Here is a 20072-nt window from a genome sequence, read left to right as displayed (position 1 = left end):
GGAGAGCCTTATGTCGTTCAGCACTTTTGAACGCACACCATTAAATCTGAGCGTCTTAATGATGCTCAGTTTTGGTTTTGTGACTGCAACACATGCAGATGATTCTATATTGATTAACCCAGCGAGTAGCCAAGCATGTGCTGCTTTGGAGTCAAATGCAGATCGTTTAGTGTGTTACGATAAAATATTTCGTACCCCGAATGTTGTTGCCCCCGTGATTGTATCTGAACAGCGTGCAGCTGAAGTGTTAGCAACTGAAGTTGTGAAGTCAGAACCAGATACTTTGAAAGGTAAAATTGGACAGAAGGTTGAAAACTTATTCGCCATTCATGGTGATCGGTTAGATCCTAACTCATCGCTATTGGATAAACGATGGGAGCTTGCAGCAGATAGTAAATTGGGGACATGGAATATTCGGGCTAATCAACCTGTTTATTTATTGCCTGCGTTTTGGACGAGCAATAAAAATGAATTTCCACATAGCCCAAACCCTGACAATACGGTGACAGAAGATCAAGATTTAAAATCGACTGAGGCAAAGTTTCAAATTTCTTTGAAAACTAAAGCGGTTGAAAATTTGATTGGAGATAATGGTGATTTGTGGATTGGTTATACCCAGTCATCACGTTGGCAAGTTTATAATGAAGACGAATCTCGTCCATTTCGTGAAACCAATTATGAACCTGAAGCAAGCTTAATTTTCCGTACAAATTATAATCTTTTGGGTTTAAATGGTCGCTTACTTGGTTTGACATTGAACCATCAATCTAATGGTCGTTCAGATCCACTGTCACGTAGTTGGAACCGTGTAATGTTAAATCTCGGTTTTGAAAAAGATAATTTTGCCTTAATGGTGCGTCCTTGGTACCGTCTTGATGAAGACTTTAAGGATGATAATAATCCTGATATTAAAGATTATGTCGGGCGTGGTGATATCACTGGATTCTACCGTTGGAATGAACATGATTTCTCCTTGATGTTACGTCATTCACTTAAAGGTGGTGATGACTCACATGGTGCAGTGCAATTTGATTGGACATTCCCAATTAAAGGTAAACTGCGTGGTAACTTCCAAATCTTTGATGGATATGGTGAAAGTCTAATTGATTATAACCATCGTGCGACTTATGTCGGGTTGGGTGTTTCTTTGATGAATGCTTATTAATCTGAATTATATTGCATAAAAATACCGCTATAAGAAAAAGTCTTGTAGCGGTATTTTTATATCTTTAATTTTGATTAGGTGAATAGTTAGATGATTAACCAATCTGAATTTCTGTCGAAGGATGGCTGACTCGACTCTTTTTCGGTGTTGCAATTAGATAGGCAAGGGTAAGCGGTCCAAGTCGTCCTGCAAACATGAGTAGAATTAAGGCAAATTGACTGGCATGTCCTAAATCTTCGGTCACACCACGAGATAAACCAACAGTACAGGCAGCGGAAACAGCCTCAAACAATAGGTCTAAAAAACGTTTATTGGGTTCAAGAATGAGTAGAGTAAAAAAGCCAATCAAAATAAGTGTAGACGTAATGGCAATTACAGCTAAGGCTTTAAAGGTTGTATGATGGGGAATACTGTGCTTAAAGACAGTTAACTCATCTGAACGCCTTAAAAAGGTGATTACGCTGAGTACCATAATAATAAATGTACCGACTTTAATCCCACCTGCGGTACTGAGTGAACCACCACCAATAAACATCAGCATCATGGTAACGAGCGTTGAAGCATCGGTCATGCTACTGACTTCTAGACTGTTAAAACCTGAAGAGCGTGGTACTGTGGCATGGAACCATGCATTTAAAGCTTGGTCGCCAATCGACATTGGAGCAAGCGTCAGTGGATTTCCTGCTTCAAGAGCCCAAATGGTGATAAATGCAAAGAGATTAAGTCCTGCAATGGTCGATAAAATGAGTTTACTGTTGGTGGAAAGCGTTTTCCATCGTTTAGCACGCTTAATATCCATGAGAACAAGAAAGCCTAAACCACCCACCATATAAAGCATACTGATGGTAAATGTGACCATATATTGATCGGAGAAGCTCATCAAGCTATTGGGGAAAAGGGAAAATCCACCATTATTAAAAGCTGAAATACTGTAAAACAAGGCATAGAAGAAAGCATGCTTAAAATCATAATGTTCCATCCATGCCATGGTGAGAATAATCGTCCCTACGCATTCAAAAAATAAAGAATAGATGAGTACGCCTTTTGCAGTGAAGGTTGCTCGAGCAAGACTTGTCTGCCCAATGGTTTCTTGCGCCATAATTTGTTGTTTTAAGCCCACTTTAGGCGACAAACTAAGTGCTGCTAAAATGGCAAAAGTCATAAAACCTAAGCCACCGCATTGAATGAGTAGCATGATGATAATTTTGCCAAACAAGGTATAAGCATCACCTACATTGACTACTGACAAGCCTGTAATTGTCGTTGCAGAAGTCGCTGTAAAAAGGGCTTCCATCCAATCGACATCGCCGTGATTGGCAAAAGGCAATTTGAGTAAAATTGTTCCAACAATGATAAAACTTAAAAAGCCGAGTGCAAGTAGACTCGGTGGGCTGAGATTGATGCGGTTTTGTTTTTTATCGATCAACTCATGTTTAGATAATCTCATAGTCTTCCTTATTTACAGGAAACGTGTGGAGAGTTTACGGAGCATTTCGACAGGCCCTTCAATAATCAGAATATCTTTTTCCTGCAAAATTGTTCCTGGTGCAATTTCATATAGTACATGCGAGCCACGTTGTAATAATAATGTTTTAAGTCCGTCAGCTTCTTCCATTAGTGTTGCAAATTGAGCACCTTGTAAACTGATTCCAATTTCAATTTTCACAATATAGTGTTCATTGTTGAGCGCCATATAGCGTCGAACCATCGGATAACTCAGGTTCTGCGCAATACGGATTCCCATATCTTCTTCAGGATGAATAATTTTAGTAATACCTAAATGCGATAAAATCATGTGATGAGATTTTGATTTGGCTTTTACAAAAATCTTTTCAATACCAAGATTTTTTAAATGTAATACACATAAAATACTTGCTTCAATGTCCTCACCAATCGCGACCACAACGGCATCACAATTTTTGATATTCAGTTCGTCCAGCACGTGCTCATCAGTTGCATCAGCAATGACGGCATGACTGATTCTATCGGCAATATTTTCTACATTTTTTTTGAGTGTATCAATTCCGATGACATCGTGATTTAAGTTTGTGAGTTCGAGTGCAACCGCTTCCCCGAAACTACCTAAACCAATGACTGCAAATAATGCCATATACTTAATAATCCTTACTCACGCCATACTCTGTTGAATTGTATATCAATGCGTTAATGTTTTAACAATTGTTGGCATTTTAAGTATTTTTCAGTGCAATTGGAATCAATTGACACAGAGAAATAGATGTGGATAGAGATTGGATGAGGTCGTATAGGATTTTAGGTATTGATTATTATTCCTATAATTAGTAATGCGACTTGGTCTCGTGAATTCCAATCACCTGATTCTAAAAAAATTTAAACCTGATATTTATTAAAACCTTAAACGATATCCATTTCATAACCCTATATTCTGCGGTCTATCTTGGTATGAAGATGGTTAAGGATGCAACGAATCAAATGGTTGGATAGGCATTGATAGCGTGAAGTTTGATGGCAAGTTACATTGGAATGAATACAAGTGTCGGAATCAATAAAAGTGCCTTGATATAAAGTTTAGAAAATTAAAGCGAGGCATTTTAATTGACTCGCTTTTTTATGAACAATACTTAAGTCATTTTATTTAGCTTGAATATTCAAGCCAAAGTCTTAGTGCTGACTAAAGACCTGACTCGATGCTTCATCGAGTGCAGACTTTAGTTGCTCAGCAAAAATTTGTGCTTCTTCTGCATTAAGTGGTATGCCATCTTTTTTGGTCACAAAGAAAATATCTTCGGCTTTTTCTCCGAGTGTCGCAATACGTGCAGAATGAATATCAAGCCCTTGCATCATAAAGATCCCGCCTATTTTTGCAAGTAAACCGGGTTGGTCAAGCGTAGAAATTTCGACCATATTTTGTTGTAATACTTCGTTGAGCGTGACATCAACTGTATTTTCGATTTCGAAGTGACGTAGCTGACGGGGTATACGTCGTTGCATTAAGCCCGGATAAACATCGGAATTACTCAATGCCTTGACGAGTGCTTCTTTAACGGTTAATTCACGATCAGGATCGGTCAGTAAAGTGCCAAAACGATCAAGAACCACATAGGTGTCTAGGCTAAATGACGTACTTGCAGTAATAATACGTGCATCTTGAACATCAAGATTCATTTTGTCGAGTACAGCGACAGTGGTTGCAAATAAATTGGGTTGGTCACGGGTATAAATGAATAGTTGAACGGCATCTTGTGCTGCTTTTCGGTGCGCACGCATGAGCACTAAAGGTGCAGGATTATCACCGTGTTGTAAAATGGCGCGTGTGTGCCATGCAATTTCATCGGCAGATTCTTTAATGAAGTACTCATCACCGAGTTCTTTCCACACACTTTGGACTTGATCAAATGAAAATTCATTCACTAAACTTTCACTTGCTGCAAATTTAGTATCTTCAATCAGCATTTGATAATCCACAGGACGATCTAAACCTGAACGGATGATGTCACGTGCATGTGTATACAGTTGACGCATCAGTGAAGAACGCCATGTATTCCATAACTTTGGATTGGTGGCATTAATGTCAGCAACAGTCAGTGTATATAGATGATCGAGATGCTCCATATCACCTAATTTTTCAGCAAATGTTTTTACCACATCAGGGTCTGATATATCTTTTTTTTGTGCAGTTATGGACATCAGTAAATGATTTTGAATGAGCCATGCGACAAGATTACATTCACGTTCAGTCAAACCATGTGCACGACAAAATTCAATGGCATCGGCAGCTCCGAGTTCACTATGATCTCCACCACGACCTTTGGCAATATCATGGAATAGTGCAGCGAGAAGGACTAAATCACGACGTTGTAAACGCTGATACACAGAACTGACTACAGGATAATCTTTAGCAAATTCAGGTTCTTTGAAGCGACTTAAATTGCGCAATAAAAGCAATGTATGTGCATCAACGGTATAAATATGGAATAGATCATATTGCATGAGTCCCATAATTTGACCGAATGCGGGAATATAATTACCCAAAACGCTATAGCGTTTCATGGCGACTAATGTTTCATATAGACGCTGTGGGGAACGTAAAATTGCCATAAACAATGCCTGATTGTCAGGATGATTACGGTAATTAATATCAATGCGTTTAGCGGCTAAAATCAGTAAACGTAAAGTACGGGCGCGTATACCTTCAACATTCGGTGTATTAGCAAGCAAATAGAAAATTTCTAAAATCGCACTTGGTTTTTCTGAAAAAACTTTATGATGTTGTACGGCAAGTTTGCCATCGACAACTTTGAAGCGCTCATTGATGTTTTCAATTTTACGTTCATAATTAGGAAGGCGAGGGGTAATGACGGACTCATTAAAATACGCCAATAACATTTCATTGAGTGTCGAAACCGACTGTGCAGTACGGTAGTAACACTTCATAAATTGTTCAATAGGATAATTTGGATGTTGATCTTCAGTGCGGGTATATCCAAATTTTGCTGCAATTTCACGTTGATAATCAAATAATAAACGGTTTTCGTCACGTTTTGTAATGCGATGCAAATGGTGGCGAATTTCCCATAAAAAGTTTTCAGCTTCTTCTAAAACACGCAATTCAAATTCAGAAATAAAACCCAAATGCACCAAGTCATAAATACGATTGACTCGGAAATGACGTTTTGCAATCCAACCAATTTGGTTGATATCTCGAATACCGCCGGGTGCATTTTTAATGTCAGGTTCTAAATTACTTTCGGTATGGTTATGCTGCGCATAGCGATGCGCTTGTTCAGCTATTTTTGCATCAAAGAAGGTTTTATCTGTCCATGTTTGCGACACAATACGACGTGGCCATTTGGCAAGGTGCGGATTGCCAATAATTGTTCGTGCTTCAATTAATGCCGTAGCAACCGTTAAATCATTGGTGGCTTGTTCAAAACAACTCTTAATGGTACGTACACTAATTCCTGGTTTAAAATTACCAACATCCCAAAGTGACGCAATAAAGGCAGTGACTTGTTCTTCTTGTTCAGGTGTGAGTTCATCTTCCGATAAGACCATGATATCGACATCAGAATAAGGCAACATTTCCCGACGACCATAACCACCGACTGCAAAGAGGCTTAAGTCAGTTTGATCAAGTTCAGCATGATTCCACAAAAAAATCAGTGCTTCATCAATAATGTCTGAACGGCTACGGACAATTTCTCGAATAGAGTGACCCGACTCAAAGCTTTCCTGTAATTGCTTTTCGACATCTGTGCGCCATTGGTTAATGGCTTTGATATCGTGAATGTCTGCAACGCAGGATAACAGTGGAATAGTATCGATCATGAAAAAATTGTCCGCAAATTTATCAATTAGTTGTTCAAGTTGACAGTGACAGCATCGGCTGCTTCCTGAGCTAGTTGACGTGCCTGTTCTATGGTTTCTGCACGCGCAGTTGCTACGCCCATACGACGACGTTTAAATCCTTCGGGTTTACCGAATAAACGTAAATCGGTCGCAGGATTTGTTAAAGCAAGATTTAGACCACTGTAAGACAAATTACTTGCATCCACACCAGCATAGATTACGGCACTTGCTGCGATACTATGACGCTCAGTATTGACTGGTAAACCTAAAATGGCACGAGCATGTAGTTCAAATTCACTCTGAAATTGAGATGCAAGTGTCACAAGTCCCGTATCATGTGGGCGTGGTGAAACTTCACTAAACCATACTTTATCGCCTTTGACAAACAGTTCAACACCAAAGATGCCACAACCACCAAGTGCAACAGTGACTTTATTGGCAATCCGTTTTGCTTCAGTCAGTGCAGCATCGCTCATCGGTTGTGGTTGCCAGCTTTCAACATAATCACCAGTATTTTGACGGTGTCCAATGGCATCACAGAAATGGGTTTCAATGTCACCCGTATGTGCGTTTTTAGCGCGAACTGTGAGTAAGGTAATTTCAAAATCAAAATCAATTTGCGATTCAACAATGACTGTACCTTGATTGACACGGCCACCTGTTTGCGCATATTCCCAAGCTGCATCAACTTCGGCATATTCTTTAACACGAGATTGTCCTTTGCCTGAAGATGACATCACTGGTTTAACAAAATTTGGATAACCAATGTCATCACACGCAGCACGGAAACTTTCTAATGAATCTGCAAAACGATAAGCTGAGGTCGGTAAACCAAGTTCTTCTGCAGCTAAACGACGAATGCCTTCACGGTTCATGGTCAAGTTGACCGCTTTTGCAGAAGGAATAACAGTTGCAATATTTTGTTGTTCAATCTCAATAAGAACTTCGGTTGCAATTGCTTCAATTTCAGGAACAATAAGATTAGGTTTTACTTTTTCAATCAGTGCTTTGAGTTCTGTAGGATCTGCCATATTTAAGGCATAAGAAAAATGAGCAACTTGCATGGCAGGGGCATTTTCATAGCGGTCAGCAGCATGGACTTCCACACCAAGTCGTTGTAGTGAAATGACCACTTCTTTACCAAGCTCACCAGAGCCAAGAAGTAGAACTTTAAATGCTGATGATTGAAGTGGAGTACCCAAAGTGACGCTCATGTTATTCTTCCATGCCTGATTTCTAGGGGCTTTAAGCATAGCAGAACTGATCGCTGTGTTAAGGGCAGATTCACATAAAATAATAGATTTTGTTAGACAACCAATGGTTATGAATCTGACTTTGAGTTACAACATCATTCATAAGTAAATATTTATGAATGTTAATTAATTATTTGATTTAATTTGTTATTTTATGATTCGGAAAAATATAGGCTAAAAATTATTGGATATTTAGCCTATTATTGTGTATTCGGTTTTACGATTTTATTGGCATATCATCATTTAAAGAGGCAAATAAGTATAAACCAAGCCATATGCCAAAGCTGCCGTTAACGTCGCCAAAACAATCCGTTTAAATTTAAAATATAACCCTATCAGTACAACAAAACCGACCAACATGGCAAAACTTTTATTCGGTGTTTCAATGAGTGGTGGCAGTGTTGCGACAATGAGCATAGAACTAATTGCTGAAATTCCGATACTACCTAATGCAATTTTGAGCCAAGTTGAACCACGATTTTGAGAAGTTTTTTGACTGTTTTGAATCACGTAAAAGGGACCAAAACGGGATGCAAAGTTGGCAATACCCACCAAAATACCGACTAAAATAATCTGTAAATCCATTAGATATTAACCTCATTATGATGCTTTAAAACATAATGTTTAAATAAGCCTGCTAAAATTCCCGATGTAATACCAATAAAAATAGCGACAGACATATTGATGAAATAACACGCAATAGCAGAAACAATAAGACATACAGCAACGACAAAAGTATGTTTCTTTTCAAAGGCTGCAAGTAAGAAACTCAAAAACAGTGCAGGAAGTAAAAAGTCGAGTGCGGCCTGTAAAAATTGAGGCATATTACTGACCTGATCGGCAAATAAACCACCAAGAAAAGAACCTAATGCCCACGAGAGCCAACTACATAAACTTAAGCCTAACATCCAAGATTCAGACCATTCCTGACGACGTTGTGACAGTTTAATCATGCCTGCTGCAAACACTTCATCGGTCAAGCCCCACGCCCAAACTGCAGTTTTTTTCATATTCAAACGATCTTGAATGAGATTTTGTAGAGCAGGGCCATATAGAACATGTCGAATATCTAAAGCGATGACAGTTAAAGCGGTCATCCAAATGGAGGTTCCACTGCCAAGTAATGCAACAACAAGAAATTGACTTGCACCAGCATACATAGAACAGGATAAAAATAGAGCTTCCCAAGCACTAAAACCAAATTGGGTTGCAGATACGCCAAAGGCAAATGACACTGGGAGGTAAGTAAAGATAATGGCTTGACTATCTTTAGCGCCTTGCCAAAAACCAGCAGGATCGACTGGAGGAGTTTTGTGCTCAGACACGGTACACCATGAAGAATTGATCAAAGGATAAAATGAAGTTGAGTATTGTACCCGAATTTATTAGCATATTAGCGAATCGTTTTCATCCATTAGGCGCATATATGTCTGTGATTAAGTTACCGTCCATCTTGATGATGGGCTTAATTTCAATAGTATTTTTACTGCAAGGTTGTGGTCAATCATCTGAACAACCAAAACAGCAGGTTGAAATTAAAACTGCACCGAAACTGACCAATGATGCAACGACTTATGCTAAAGAAGCATGGAAATTGATTAATCAGGTTGAACCCTTTGTCTATCGTAAGCAATTGAATTTAATTGAAGAAAATGTCCGTAAACCTATTCGTAAGCTTAGTACAGATTGGCGCATTAATGTAAAAATGACAGATTCAGTGACAGAGGGGAAATATGCTTTATGTCGTAAAGCTTTAACATCTCTTGATAATTTTGCACGTTCAACATTGCAAAAAGATGGTTCACTTGTGCAAAAACAACAAGAATATGAACGTGATAAAGCACAGTGTAAAGATGCAATTGATAATCCGAGCCAAGGGAATACCAAAGCGTATAACAATCTTTTTTAAATCCACGATTTTAGAAGATCATTACCTAAAAAAATGCCCTGAAGAATCAGGGCATTTTTTATCGTATTTATATGGTGTTTAAGAGGGCTTATACGTTAAAACGGAAGTGTAGAACATCACCGTCTTGAACGATGTAAGTTTTACCTTCTAAACGCCATTTACCTGCTTCTTTTGCACCTGCTTCACCGTTGTATTGAATGAAGTCATCATAGGCAATACATTCAGCACGGATAAAGCCTTTTTCAAAGTCAGTGTGAATTACACCTGCTGCCTGTGGCGCAGTTGCACCGACTTTAACTGTCCAAGCACGGACTTCTTGGACGCCTGCTGTAAAATAAGTTTGAAGACCAAGAAGGCTATAACCTGCACGGATTACGACGTTTAGACCAGGTTCTTCCATGCCTAAAGCATCAAGGAATTCGGCACGGTCTTCATCTTCAAGCAATGAAATTTCAGCTTCAATTTGGTTGCAAAGTGGAACAACAATTGCATTTTCTTCAGCCGCTAATTTTTTAACAGCATCCAAGTGTGGATTGTTTTCAAAACCATCTTCGGCTACGTTGGCAATGTACATGGTTGGTTTTAAAGTCATTAAACCAAAACCACGTACCGATTTACGTTCATCATCATCTAAATCCGCTGCACGAGCAGGTTTACCTTCTTCAAGTAAAGGTAAGATTTTTTCTAAAACAGCTTTGGTTGCAATGGCATCTTTATCGCCACCTTTTGCAGATTTTGCTAAGCGTGTAATAGCTTTAGTAATTGTGTCTAAATCGGCAAGTGCAAGTTCTGTATTGATAGTTGCAATGTCATCTAAGGGATCAATTTTACCATTGACGTGAATGACATTTTCATCTTCGAAACAACGAACTACGTGCGCAATCGCATCAGTTTCACGGATGTTTGCAAGGAATTGGTTACCCAAGCCTTCACCTTTAGATGCTCCTGCAACTAAACCTGCAATATCAACAAATTCCATTGCTGTTGGAATAACTTTTTGTGGTTTTACAATGGCAGTAAGTTTGTCTAGACGTTGGTCAGGTACAGGTACAATGCCTGTATTAGGTTCAATCGTACAGAATGGGAAGTTTTCTGCAGCAATAGCAGCTTTAGTCAATGCATTGAAAAGAGTAGATTTACCAACGTTCGGCAAGCCGACAATACCGCAATTAAAACCCATGAAAAACTCACAAAGTGTTCTATAAAAATTGCCCACGATTTTACATGAAAGCCGTGATAAAGTCAGGTGAAAGTATGAAGATTGAAAATTTATAAAATAGTACTTAATTGACTTAATTTTTATGAGGGTTCAATAGGCTAAAATATGGCTAAATATTAGTGTTAAATTGAAAAGATGAAGAAAAATTGTTGCGACAATATTGGGGATATTCATAACAGTCATGGATTGGTGATTTATTTTAGTGAGTAGTGAGGAATTTAGGCATGTATCGAATAGTATCTAAATACATGCCTAAATTAAGTATCTTAAATTATTTAACCAAACCAAAAATAGAATTTTGAGCATTACATACTTCAATGGCTTTATCTTTTGGCATCTCTTGAACATTACGTTCAAATTCTTTCTTTTGTGTTTCAATGGCATCATCTGGAATACCACTTTTTTTTGCTATAACAGCAATATGTTCCCAAGATTGTTCACATTCTTTAGGCATTTTACTACAGGCTGTCAGTAGAATACTTAAGCCTGTAAGTAGTATAACGGCAGACTTTTTCATTTAATTTTCCTTGTCTTTAGTGTTTATTTCATTTAAATCTTTGATTTTATTATTGAGATAAGTTCGTTCAATGTATGCGTCGATCATAACAGAAGATTTTAGCTATTTTTATGAATTTGATAAAAAAATTGAATTTCATCGGAAACAATATGAGTAATTCAGTGAGCTGCCCATATTGTTTTGATTAAACAATTTTTTGAATATTTCTTTTTATAGAAAAGTGAAAATGTCATTAGCCTTAAAAGCGATAGCCAATTTTTAAGCCATACCCCATTGCGTTATTCTTATTAAAATCCGCATGTTCAGCCATTTCAGCAGCACCTGCTACAGGTATGTGATACGTACCATCTTGTGCAACAGCATCACCAATCCAAAAATATTTTATGCCACCTGCTATAAAGTAGTTTGGTGCGGGGTTATATTGTATGCCTAAGCCCACACCCCAACCGCCCTCAGTTGGATTCAGCACACTAGACGGATTTCCTGTTCCTGAATCCCAGCTCACATCAGTGGATGCACTCCATTTCTCAGTAAATTGATGACCGATACCAAGTGTTGCGTTCCATTGATCTTTTTGGTGATCGTCTAAATTAAAACCGCCTGTATAAGTGCCTTGACTCATTTCAGTTGTTGCAAGCTCGCTAAGAGCACCAAACTGTGTTGGACGAATGGTGAAATCTTTCCAATTGACCCAACGTGCATTTAAGTAGGCAATAGTGTCTTTAAAAACTCCTGTTTGAAAGTCGATATTGACCGATTGAGGGGTAGTAATATCAGTGGTGGATAAACCCGTTAACTCAAGAGGTTGTCCAAAAATGGTTTCATTGGCATCAAGTTGATGTTTGATTCCAGAACGATAGGTAACTGCTGCTTTGAGTGCAATCTCGGGGCTTTGAAAAGCCATACCTGCTAACCAACCAACAGAGCTATCTTCTTTAAAACTAGCATCATAACCGTTAAAAATACTCATTGAGTTACCCCGAAGAGAAACTTTTCCCTTGACTGCTTGGTATACACCACCTGCATAGAGGTTAAAAGATGGGTGGGGTTGGAAACCAAAAAGCATACTGATATTTTGGCTATCGACATCAGCAGATGTACCTTGCATCGTTATTTCATTATCGGACAAAGTATTGTTACTACGTAAGGGATAGGCAGCATCTGCACCAAAAGGCTGATCGTAAATCAGACCAAATGAAAATTGTGGTGCAATTTGTAATTTTAAGGCAGCATTGTAATACTGAAATGACTCTGCCATATCACCTGTGTTGAGGTCGGTGCTATTGACCAAATCTGGGCGATTACTGCGGACCTTCCCTGAAACATCAGGATCCGCGACTGTAATATTCGCTTCAAAATAATTTTTATCTTCAAGAAAAGCCAAAATAGACTGACCCGATTGATCCATTGCAGATGCGTGGCTTGTCGCGCTGTATATTGCGGGCATGATATAGAGCATACCGAGTAGTAGTGGTTTTATTTTCATGATGTTCTTCCTTGTATCATGCTGTTGTTATGCAGAAACTTATATATTCTTAGTTTTAATATCTTTTAAGAAATTTGAAAAAATCTTATAAAACAAAGTGAATCATTTTTAATTATCATACGAAAGGGGGAGATTGACCATTTAATGGGGGGCGCATCGGTCATAGAATTGTTTTTAGATTTTAATATCGTGTATCGGTATTTTTGGCTTACTGAAGTATTGTCTATTGAAAATGTATTTACTTGATTATTTCTGTTATTAAAAAGGCATTCAGTAAACTGAATGCCTTTTTTCATCGACTGTTGTCATCCATGACTATTGAATCGGTGGATGCTGTAGTTGATTTAACTCTTTTTTGCTATAGCCTCGAGAGACTAAAACTTTTTTAATTCCAGCAATGACATCTTCATCGGTGGCTTGGGTTAACAGAGATAACAGCTGATCATTTGTTTTACATGAACAATCATTTTCAATACAAGCAACTTGATTCTTATGTTCATTTTGTTGTTCATTTGGAGAGAACAACGTATGCCAAAAACTCATAGAGCATTCATTCGCAACCTAACATGATTTGAAATATAGCGAGTTTAAATATAAATGCAAGTTTGTAACTGAACCATCCGTCATAAATTGAACGTAAAAATGATGGAATAATTGTGACAAAAGAATGAAAGTTGACAGGAGTTTTGTAATATTTAATTTATAATGATGATTATCAATGAAATAAATATAAGAAAAAAAGGTGCTATAGAAACAACACCTTTTTTTCATGATTTGATTTTGAAATAAATTGTTTAAATCTTTTCGAGTAATACACCTGATTCAACATGATGGGTATATGGAAATTGATCAAACATGGCAAATTTACTGATTTTATGGGTTTGCGCTAATGTTTTTAAGTTGTCATGTAAAGTATCTGGGTTACATGAGATATAGATAATACGTTCGAAGCCTTGCAATAATTTTAAGGTGTCATCATCAATACCCGCACGTGGTGGATCGACAAAGACAGTATCAAAATCATAACTTTGAATATCAATATTAGCTTCTTGTAAACGGCGGAATTCACGTTCTGCATTATAAGCTTGGGTAAATTCTTCCGCAGATAAGCGTGCAACTTGAATATTTTCAATGTTATTTTTTTCAATATTCCACTGTGCTGCATAAACTGATGATTTAGCCAATTCAGTTGCGAGTACGCGGTTGAATTTTAAAGACATAGGTAGGGTGAAATTACCATTGCCACAGTATAATTCAAGTAGATCTTTGCTTGAACCTTCAGCAGCTGTGCATGCCCATTGCAACATTTTTTGGCACACTTGCGCATTCGGTTGTGTGAAACTGCTTTCAATTTGTTGATATTGGAAAGTACGGTCAAAAACTTGAAGTTCTTCAACTACATATTCTTCAGTTAAAACACGTTTAACACCACGGCTACGACCAATGATTTTAATATTAAGTTGTTCTGCCAACTGCTTGGCTAAAGTATCCCATTCATCAGTGAGTGGCGCACGATAAACCAAAGACACCAACATTTCACCTTTGAGTGTCGCAAGGAAATGTACTTCAAATAATTTTTTAGATAAGAGTGGGTTGGCTTTCAGTGCAGCCAATAAAATTGGCATTAAGGTGTTAATGCTTTGATCTGCAATGGGGAATTCATCAATACGCACCACAGTTTTTTGCTGATTATCTTCACTGCGCTCGAACATGGCATAAAACATGTCATCATCAGTATGCCAAATGCGGAATTCGGCACGCATACGGAAATGTTGTTCAGGAGATTCAAATACCTCTAATGTAGGTGGATTGAACGCACTGAATTGATTACGGATACGGTCGATTTTGGCATCAAGCTGTTGCTGATAAACTGAAGTCATAAAAATTTAGATTCATACTGAGACAAAGCAGTAGCGATGGTATCAAAAAATGCAGTCAATTTCTTTAATTTGACTGCAAATATTTGCGATCAAGGATTTAATATAAATGTATACGACTTGGACAAATTTAGCGTTTGGTCAAATGCTCAACTAAATAGTCAATAAACACCCGCACAGCAGGGAGTTGTCCACGGCGTGATGGATAAACTGCATGGAGAATACCATGTGAGGCTTTCCATTCAGGAAGAACACGAACGAGTTTACCAGTACGAATAAAGTCTTCGGCAACTGTATCGGGTAAAAGTGCAATACCACAATTTTGGCTTGCAAGTTTGGCTATCATAATTAAATCTGAACCCATCACAATGGGATTGATTTTGACTTTTTTCTGCTGATTATCTTTATCATGCAGAGATAATTGTTGGTCTAAATGTTCTTCCACCATACTGAGAATCCGATGTTCAGCTAATTCTTCAGGTTGTTTAAGCATACCGTATTCATTTAAATAGGCTTGGCTTGCAAATAGATGTTGCTCAATATTTTCAAACTTGCGAATGACTAAATTAGGATCATCATCTAAATTTGCACGCACACGTAAAGCAACATCAAAGCCTTCATTGATTACTTCAACACGGCGGTTACTGACAAGAAATTGTATTTTGATTTCAGGATACATTTTCATAAAGTCAGGTAGTAATTTTGACATTTCATTTTGTGCAATGCTGACTGGAATGCTGACTTTAATGACTCCACGGGGTTCTTCACTCAAATGATCGACTAAGTCATGCGCTGAACGTGCAGCATTAACCATCACTTGGGCATGACGGAAAATATTCATTCCAATATCGGTCACTGCAAAATGGCGTGAACTTCGTTGAATCAGTCTGACACCTAAATTTTCTTCGAGATTATAGACGCGCCTGCTGAGTTTTGATTTAGGGATATCTGTTGCGCGTTCGGCTGCACTAAATCCGCCATGTTCAACAACAAGGGAAAAACAATAAAAATCATCTAAATCCGAGAGCATAAAAGCATTCCATTTGTGCAACAATCTAATTATTTAAATGTATTTCGTTGCAAAAAGTCAATCTAAGCTATCGTGACTATGTGTAAAAAATGTAAATGCTCCATGCATTATTGGTGTTATAAATTGAGTGAAAATGGTCGAATAATCACAGATCAAAATGATCACTTCAATAAGTGCGTTCACTAATCGTTAAAAACACAGTATCCTTAGCTTTGAAATCAGGAGTTTTCATGTATCAGGTACTTGCACGTAAATATCGTCCACGTAATTTTAATGAACTTGTCGGGCAAAATCATGTTTCCCGTGCTTTGACGAGTGCGTTAGACCGAGGTCGTTTACACCATGCGTATTTGTTTACAGGAACACGTGGAGTCGGAAAAACCACGATTGCCCGTATTTTGGCAAAATGTCTGAATTGCGAAACAGGTGTGACATCAACGCCGTGTGAAGTTTGTGCAACATGTAAAGCTGTGAACGAAGGGCGTTTTATTGATCTGATCGAGATTGATGCAGCATCACGTACTAAAGTAGAAGATACTCGTGAATTACTCGATAATGTACCTTACGCACCGACACAAGGGCGTTTCAAGGTTTATTTGATTGATGAAGTGCATATGTTGTCGACACATTCATTTAATGCCTTATTGAAAACGCTAGAAGAACCACCTGAGCACGTTAAATTTTTATTCGCCACAACTGATCCGCAAAAATTACCGATTACTGTAATTTCACGTTGTTTGCAATTTACCTTGCGTCCTTTGGCTGTCGATGAAATTACTCATCATTTAAGCGATATTTTGGGTAAAGAAGAGATTGCAGCTGAGTCTGATGCCATTTGGCAAATTGCTGAATCTGCACAAGGTTCATTGCGTGATGCCTTATCACTGACCGATCAAGCGATTGCCTATGGTCAAGGCGAAGTACATCATCAAGATGTCAAAGAAATGTTAGGGTTGATTGATCGTACGATTATTTATGATTTGATTTTGGCGATTCATCAAAATCAGCGTGAACGCATGAGCCAATTGTTGCGTCAGTTCCGTCAGCAAGCCTTAGATGTTTCTTTGGTGCTTGATCAATTGATTTCGACCTTGCATGAATTGGCACTCATGCAATATCTACCTGATTTAAGCTTAAAATATAGCGCTGAAATCAATCAAAAAATTACTCAATTGGCGCAAGTTGTTTCCGCACAAGATTTGCAGTTGTATTATCAAATTGCATGTAAAGGTCGTGCTGACTTACAAATTTCCGTGACGCAAGAGCAAGGTTTTGAAATGACGGTGTTGCGTTTACTTGCATTTAGACCGTTACAAGCCAATGAAATAACAGTAAGCACCAATCAATCTGTGCAAACACAGGTGATTGAGCAAAATCATTCACAAGCGACTTCACAACCACAACATACACAGCAGATCGAAGCGCCTGTAGAGCAACAGACTCAACCATCAACAATAGAAGAATTGGAAGGAAATCCGAGTTTACATCGTGTGGATGAAGCTTTTAGTCAACCTTTAGATGAAGTTGTGTCTTCACCGAAAAATGCCAATACCGTATTGACTGAAACTATGGAGTTAGTTGAAGCACAGACACAAATAGTTGAAAAGGTCGATATACAGACAGCTATAGAAACATCTACTGCTGATTTAGAACCTGTCGCTCAGCAAAATGAGCTTTCAACAGAATCAATAGAGATACAAGAAATACCTGATTTAACACTTTTTGGTGGCAATACAATTTCAACAAGTACACCTCAAAATGTACAGTCGACTGTAGAGACAGAAGATATTTTCTTCCTTGCACCTGAGACTGAGCAGGCAGCACAAGATATAAATATTGAACCAGAATCTAATGACAGAAGAATACCTAATTCTAGTTCACAAAATAGTACCGTTGCACCATCAATAGCTGTTCAATTGACAGGTTCAACGCAAACGCCACAACAAATTTTACAACTGACACCGCAAAATCTAGAAGGCCAGTGGGATGTTAAAAAGTGGGAATATTGGTTCCGCAATAGTCAATTATCACCTGCGGTACAAGAGCTTGCGCAACATGGTGTGATGACAGGACAGATTAATGGTCAGTCTACATTTTCTATTCCGCAGCAGTACGAGAACTTATTGGTACAGTTTCAGCACACCCTTGAAAATGCATTGAATGAACAGTGGTCACATACACGTTTGAGTTTTACTTATCGTGAAAGCCAAGAAACCACACCTTTTGAGCTACAAAACGAGCGTAAAATCAGAGCCTTTGATCGTGCGGCAGAAATGTTGCACGATGAATCGGTGGTTAAAAATTTAATGAATGCTTTCAATGGTGAAATTCAGAACATTCAACTGAAACCTTAAAAGGAAAACGTCCTTGCATTAGGCTTGGACGAGAAATTTTTCTAGAGCACTGCGCATTTCAGGCGAAATCGGGGTGCTTTTTTTCGTTTCACGTTCGACAAAAACATGCACAAAACTGCCTTGAGCCGCAGCCTGATCTTGTCCCTGTTTAAAAATGGCAAGATCGTAAGTAACTGAACTATTGCCCAATTTACTAATACCGACTGCAACCTCAATAATTTCTGGATAAGTCAGTTCTTGCATAAAATTACAGGAAGAATTGACCACTAAACCAATATTAGGTGAATGGTGAATGTCAAAACCTGCATGCTGAATCAGCAATGAATTGGCTGCGGTGTCAAAGTAACTATAATAGGTTACATTATTGACGTGCCCATAAATATCATTGTCTGCCCAACGGGTCTGGATGGGTAAAAAGAAAGCATAATCTTGGCGTTTTTTGATGGTTGGTTTCATATAAGTTCTATTCTTGATTCAGTCAATATCGGATCTCTTGCATCAGTTATTCATCGAACAAATTCAAAGTTTAGATATGAGTTCCCTGTTCCTTTAGGAGAGGGGGCGGGAGAGATATTTATTTATATTCCCCTCATTCTAGTTCTCTCTCTTTCAGGAGAAAGGAATTTTTAACTTAAAATTTAAATAATGAAAAAATGTTCAGTTTTTGACTTTTGCAAAAATGCTATTAGAAGAGAAGCATTTAATACTCCATTTCAGCCATTAGTAAATGGCTTGATATATTTTCAATGCATGCTCATAAGTCATTTCTCTTGGATTATTTTGTAATAATCGTGTTTGCAACATAGCATCGTGTGCGAGAGTTTCGAGCATATGTTCAGGAACGCCTAAATCTCGTAGTTTTAATGTGAGTCCACTGCCATCCAAATGCCTTTGAATGTGATCAATAAATAAATCACATAAACCATCAATACTGCCTTTGCTATATGGGTCAAGCCATTGCATCAGTTCCGCATATAAATGTTTGGCATTGGGTGCATTAAACTTTAGGACTTCAAGTAAAACCAATGCATTGGTATGCCCATGTGAAAGATGGAAATGTCCACCCAATGGATAGGCGAGTGCATGTACAGCTCCAACGGGTGCATTGGCAAAAGCCTGCCCAGCAAGCATTGAACCGAGAAGCATATTTTGTCGTGCTTCAAGGTCTTGTCCATTGACTAAAACGGGTGTGAGATTTTTGTTGAGTAGTTTTAAGGCTTGTTTTGCCAGCATATCGGCATAAAAATTCTTTTTGATTTTAGAAGTGTAAGCCTCAATAGCATGCACCATCGCATCTATACCTGTGGCAGCGGTAATATGTGCAGGTAAGCCTGTGGTAAATGTGGCATCTAAAATGGCAGTATCGGCATAAAAAATTGGAGAAACAATGCCTGTTTTTGTGGTTTCACCTGTGGTGACAATCGAAATATGTGTAACTTCTGAACCTGTACCTGCTGTGGTAGGAATTAAGATCAATGGTAAACGAGGTGCTTTTGCATTATTTACGCCATAGATATCTTGAATAGATTGGTTTTGACGAGGATCTGCTAACAATGCAATAACTTTGGCAACATCCAGTGAGCTTCCGCCCCCAAAACCAATAATGGCATCGACCTGATGTTGTTTAGCAAAAGAGACGGCTTCAAGCATGATGTATTCAGGTGGGTCGGCTTGGACATCGGCATAAATTGCATATTCAACTAAAACATCTTTGAAAATATCTAAAATAGGGACATGCAGTTGATGCTGCAACATACCGGGATCAGTCACAAGTAGGATTTTTTTGTACTGTGCATCTTTGATTAGTGTTGCTAGTTGTTGGATAGAGCCAATTCCAGAAATAATATTTGCCGTGGTCTGAAACTGAAATTGGTTCATACGTATTTTCCTTAATCTGTCATCATAAATTAAACATTATTGTCTTACGATTCTAT

At 38.2% G+C, this 20072-nt stretch carries 17 protein-coding genes; 3 read left to right on the top strand and 14 right to left on the bottom strand.

What is annotated here, in order from left to right; translation table 11 throughout:
• Positions 1-10 precede the first annotated feature (10 nt).
• Positions 11-1165, top strand: a complete 1155-nt coding sequence (locus tag ACK1JC_RS08845; RefSeq protein ID WP_409511505.1) for a phospholipase A — start codon at positions 11-13, stop codon at positions 1163-1165.
• A gap of 94 nt (positions 1166-1259) precedes the next feature.
• Here the strand turns inward: ACK1JC_RS08845 and ACK1JC_RS08840 are convergent, their stop codons facing one another.
• The 6 genes from ACK1JC_RS08840 to ACK1JC_RS08815 form a co-directional block, all read right to left on the bottom strand.
• Positions 1260-2612: a TrkH family potassium uptake protein gene (locus tag ACK1JC_RS08840; RefSeq protein WP_409511504.1), complete on the bottom strand. Its 1353-nt coding sequence runs from the start codon at positions 2610-2612 to the stop codon at positions 1260-1262.
• A gap of 12 nt (positions 2613-2624) precedes the next feature.
• The gene (locus ACK1JC_RS08835) at positions 2625-3275 is read right to left on the bottom strand and encodes a potassium channel family protein (protein WP_409511503.1); all 651 of its coding nucleotides are present in this window, start codon (positions 3273-3275) and stop codon (positions 2625-2627) included.
• A 530-nt stretch (positions 3276-3805) separates the two neighbouring features.
• Positions 3806-6472 (bottom strand): [protein-PII] uridylyltransferase, encoded by a 2667-nt coding sequence (gene glnD / locus ACK1JC_RS08830; RefSeq protein ID WP_409511502.1) that lies wholly within the window; start codon positions 6470-6472, stop codon positions 3806-3808.
• A 26-nt stretch (positions 6473-6498) separates the two neighbouring features.
• Positions 6499-7707, bottom strand: a complete 1209-nt coding sequence (purT, locus tag ACK1JC_RS08825) for a formate-dependent phosphoribosylglycinamide formyltransferase (protein WP_409511501.1) — start codon at positions 7705-7707, stop codon at positions 6499-6501.
• Between the two features lie 282 nt (positions 7708-7989).
• On the bottom strand, positions 7990-8331 hold the full coding sequence (gene ygaH, locus ACK1JC_RS08820; RefSeq protein ID WP_409511500.1) for an L-valine transporter subunit YgaH: 342 nt from the start codon (positions 8329-8331) through the stop codon (positions 7990-7992).
• A complete protein-coding gene (locus ACK1JC_RS08815; protein ID WP_409511499.1) occupies positions 8331-9071 on the bottom strand; it encodes an AzlC family ABC transporter permease in 741 nt (246 codons plus the stop codon). The genes ygaH and ACK1JC_RS08815 overlap by 1 nt, the downstream gene beginning before the upstream one ends.
• Positions 9072-9172: 101 nt before the next feature.
• Here ACK1JC_RS08815 and ACK1JC_RS08810 point away from each other — a divergent pair, with 101 nt between their 5' ends.
• Positions 9173-9655 carry a hypothetical protein gene (locus tag ACK1JC_RS08810; RefSeq protein ID WP_409511498.1) on the top strand — a complete coding sequence of 161 codons (483 nt, stop codon included), beginning with the start codon at positions 9173-9175 and terminating at the stop codon, positions 9653-9655.
• 88 nt (positions 9656-9743) lie between these two features.
• Here the strand turns inward: ACK1JC_RS08810 and ychF are convergent, their stop codons facing one another.
• The 6 genes from ychF to ACK1JC_RS08780 form a co-directional block, all read right to left on the bottom strand.
• Positions 9744-10835 (bottom strand): redox-regulated ATPase YchF, encoded by a 1092-nt coding sequence (gene ychF, locus ACK1JC_RS08805; RefSeq protein WP_409511497.1) that lies wholly within the window; start codon positions 10833-10835, stop codon positions 9744-9746.
• Positions 10836-11145: 310 nt separating this feature from the next.
• Positions 11146-11391, bottom strand: coding sequence for a hypothetical protein (locus tag ACK1JC_RS08800; protein ID WP_409511496.1), 246 nt, complete (start codon positions 11389-11391; stop codon positions 11146-11148).
• A gap of 238 nt (positions 11392-11629) precedes the next feature.
• Positions 11630-12877, bottom strand: a complete 1248-nt coding sequence (locus ACK1JC_RS08795; protein ID WP_409511495.1) for a transporter — start codon at positions 12875-12877, stop codon at positions 11630-11632.
• Positions 12878-13192: 315 nt separating this feature from the next.
• Entirely contained in the window at positions 13193-13420 is a 228-nt protein-coding gene (locus tag ACK1JC_RS08790) for a hypothetical protein (RefSeq protein ID WP_409511494.1), read from the bottom strand.
• Between the two features lie 251 nt (positions 13421-13671).
• Positions 13672-14757 (bottom strand): tRNA (uridine(54)-C5)-methyltransferase TrmA, encoded by a 1086-nt coding sequence (gene trmA / locus ACK1JC_RS08785; RefSeq protein WP_409511493.1) that lies wholly within the window; start codon positions 14755-14757, stop codon positions 13672-13674.
• A 127-nt stretch (positions 14758-14884) separates the two neighbouring features.
• Entirely contained in the window at positions 14885-15784 is a 900-nt protein-coding gene (locus tag ACK1JC_RS08780; protein ID WP_409511492.1) for a LysR family transcriptional regulator, read from the bottom strand.
• A gap of 230 nt (positions 15785-16014) precedes the next feature.
• Here ACK1JC_RS08780 and dnaX point away from each other — a divergent pair, with 230 nt between their 5' ends.
• Complete coding sequence (gene dnaX / locus ACK1JC_RS08775; protein ID WP_409511491.1) at positions 16015-18138, top strand: DNA polymerase III subunit gamma/tau; 2124 nt, start codon at positions 16015-16017, stop codon at positions 18136-18138.
• Between the two features lie 18 nt (positions 18139-18156).
• On the opposite strand, the gene ACK1JC_RS08770 is transcribed toward dnaX, so the two are convergent.
• The gene (locus ACK1JC_RS08770; RefSeq protein WP_409511490.1) at positions 18157-18594 is read right to left on the bottom strand and encodes an acyl-CoA thioesterase; all 438 of its coding nucleotides are present in this window, start codon (positions 18592-18594) and stop codon (positions 18157-18159) included.
• A gap of 264 nt (positions 18595-18858) precedes the next feature.
• Complete coding sequence (locus tag ACK1JC_RS08765) at positions 18859-20016, bottom strand: iron-containing alcohol dehydrogenase (protein ID WP_409511489.1); 1158 nt, start codon at positions 20014-20016, stop codon at positions 18859-18861.
• Between the last annotated feature and the right edge of the window lie 56 nt (positions 20017-20072).

It is taken from the genome of Acinetobacter sp. TY2, from assembly GCF_046269225.1.
Lineage (GTDB): Bacteria > Pseudomonadota > Gammaproteobacteria > Pseudomonadales > Moraxellaceae > Acinetobacter.
The sequence above is the reverse complement of the archived record's forward strand: the minus strand, read 5'-3'. Positions and strand labels throughout refer to the sequence as shown.

Coding starts and splice junctions, on each gene's coding strand:
- ACK1JC_RS08845 (WP_409511505.1), top strand. CDS start 11: ATGTCGTTCAGCACTTTTGAACGCACACCATTAAATCTGAGCGTCTTA.
- ACK1JC_RS08840 (WP_409511504.1), bottom strand. CDS start 2,612: ATGAGATTATCTAAACATGAGTTGATCGATAAAAAACAAAACCGCATC.
- ACK1JC_RS08835 (WP_409511503.1), bottom strand. CDS start 3,275: ATGGCATTATTTGCAGTCATTGGTTTAGGTAGTTTCGGGGAAGCGGTT.
- glnD (WP_409511502.1), bottom strand. CDS start 6,472: ATGATCGATACTATTCCACTGTTATCCTGCGTTGCAGACATTCACGAT.
- purT (WP_409511501.1), bottom strand. CDS start 7,707: ATGAGCGTCACTTTGGGTACTCCACTTCAATCATCAGCATTTAAAGTT.
- ygaH (WP_409511500.1), bottom strand. CDS start 8,331: ATGGATTTACAGATTATTTTAGTCGGTATTTTGGTGGGTATTGCCAAC.
- ACK1JC_RS08810 (WP_409511498.1), top strand. CDS start 9,173: ATGTCTGTGATTAAGTTACCGTCCATCTTGATGATGGGCTTAATTTCA.
- ychF (WP_409511497.1), bottom strand. CDS start 10,835: ATGGGTTTTAATTGCGGTATTGTCGGCTTGCCGAACGTTGGTAAATCT.
- ACK1JC_RS08800 (WP_409511496.1), bottom strand. CDS start 11,391: ATGAAAAAGTCTGCCGTTATACTACTTACAGGCTTAAGTATTCTACTG.
- ACK1JC_RS08795 (WP_409511495.1), bottom strand. CDS start 12,877: ATGAAAATAAAACCACTACTACTCGGTATGCTCTATATCATGCCCGCA.
- ACK1JC_RS08790 (WP_409511494.1), bottom strand. CDS start 13,420: ATGAGTTTTTGGCATACGTTGTTCTCTCCAAATGAACAACAAAATGAA.
- trmA (WP_409511493.1), bottom strand. CDS start 14,757: ATGACTTCAGTTTATCAGCAACAGCTTGATGCCAAAATCGACCGTATC.
- ACK1JC_RS08780 (WP_409511492.1), bottom strand. CDS start 15,784: ATGCTCTCGGATTTAGATGATTTTTATTGTTTTTCCCTTGTTGTTGAA.
- dnaX (WP_409511491.1), top strand. CDS start 16,015: ATGTATCAGGTACTTGCACGTAAATATCGTCCACGTAATTTTAATGAA.
- ACK1JC_RS08770 (WP_409511490.1), bottom strand. CDS start 18,594: ATGAAACCAACCATCAAAAAACGCCAAGATTATGCTTTCTTTTTACCC.
- ACK1JC_RS08765 (WP_409511489.1), bottom strand. CDS start 20,016: ATGAACCAATTTCAGTTTCAGACCACGGCAAATATTATTTCTGGAATT.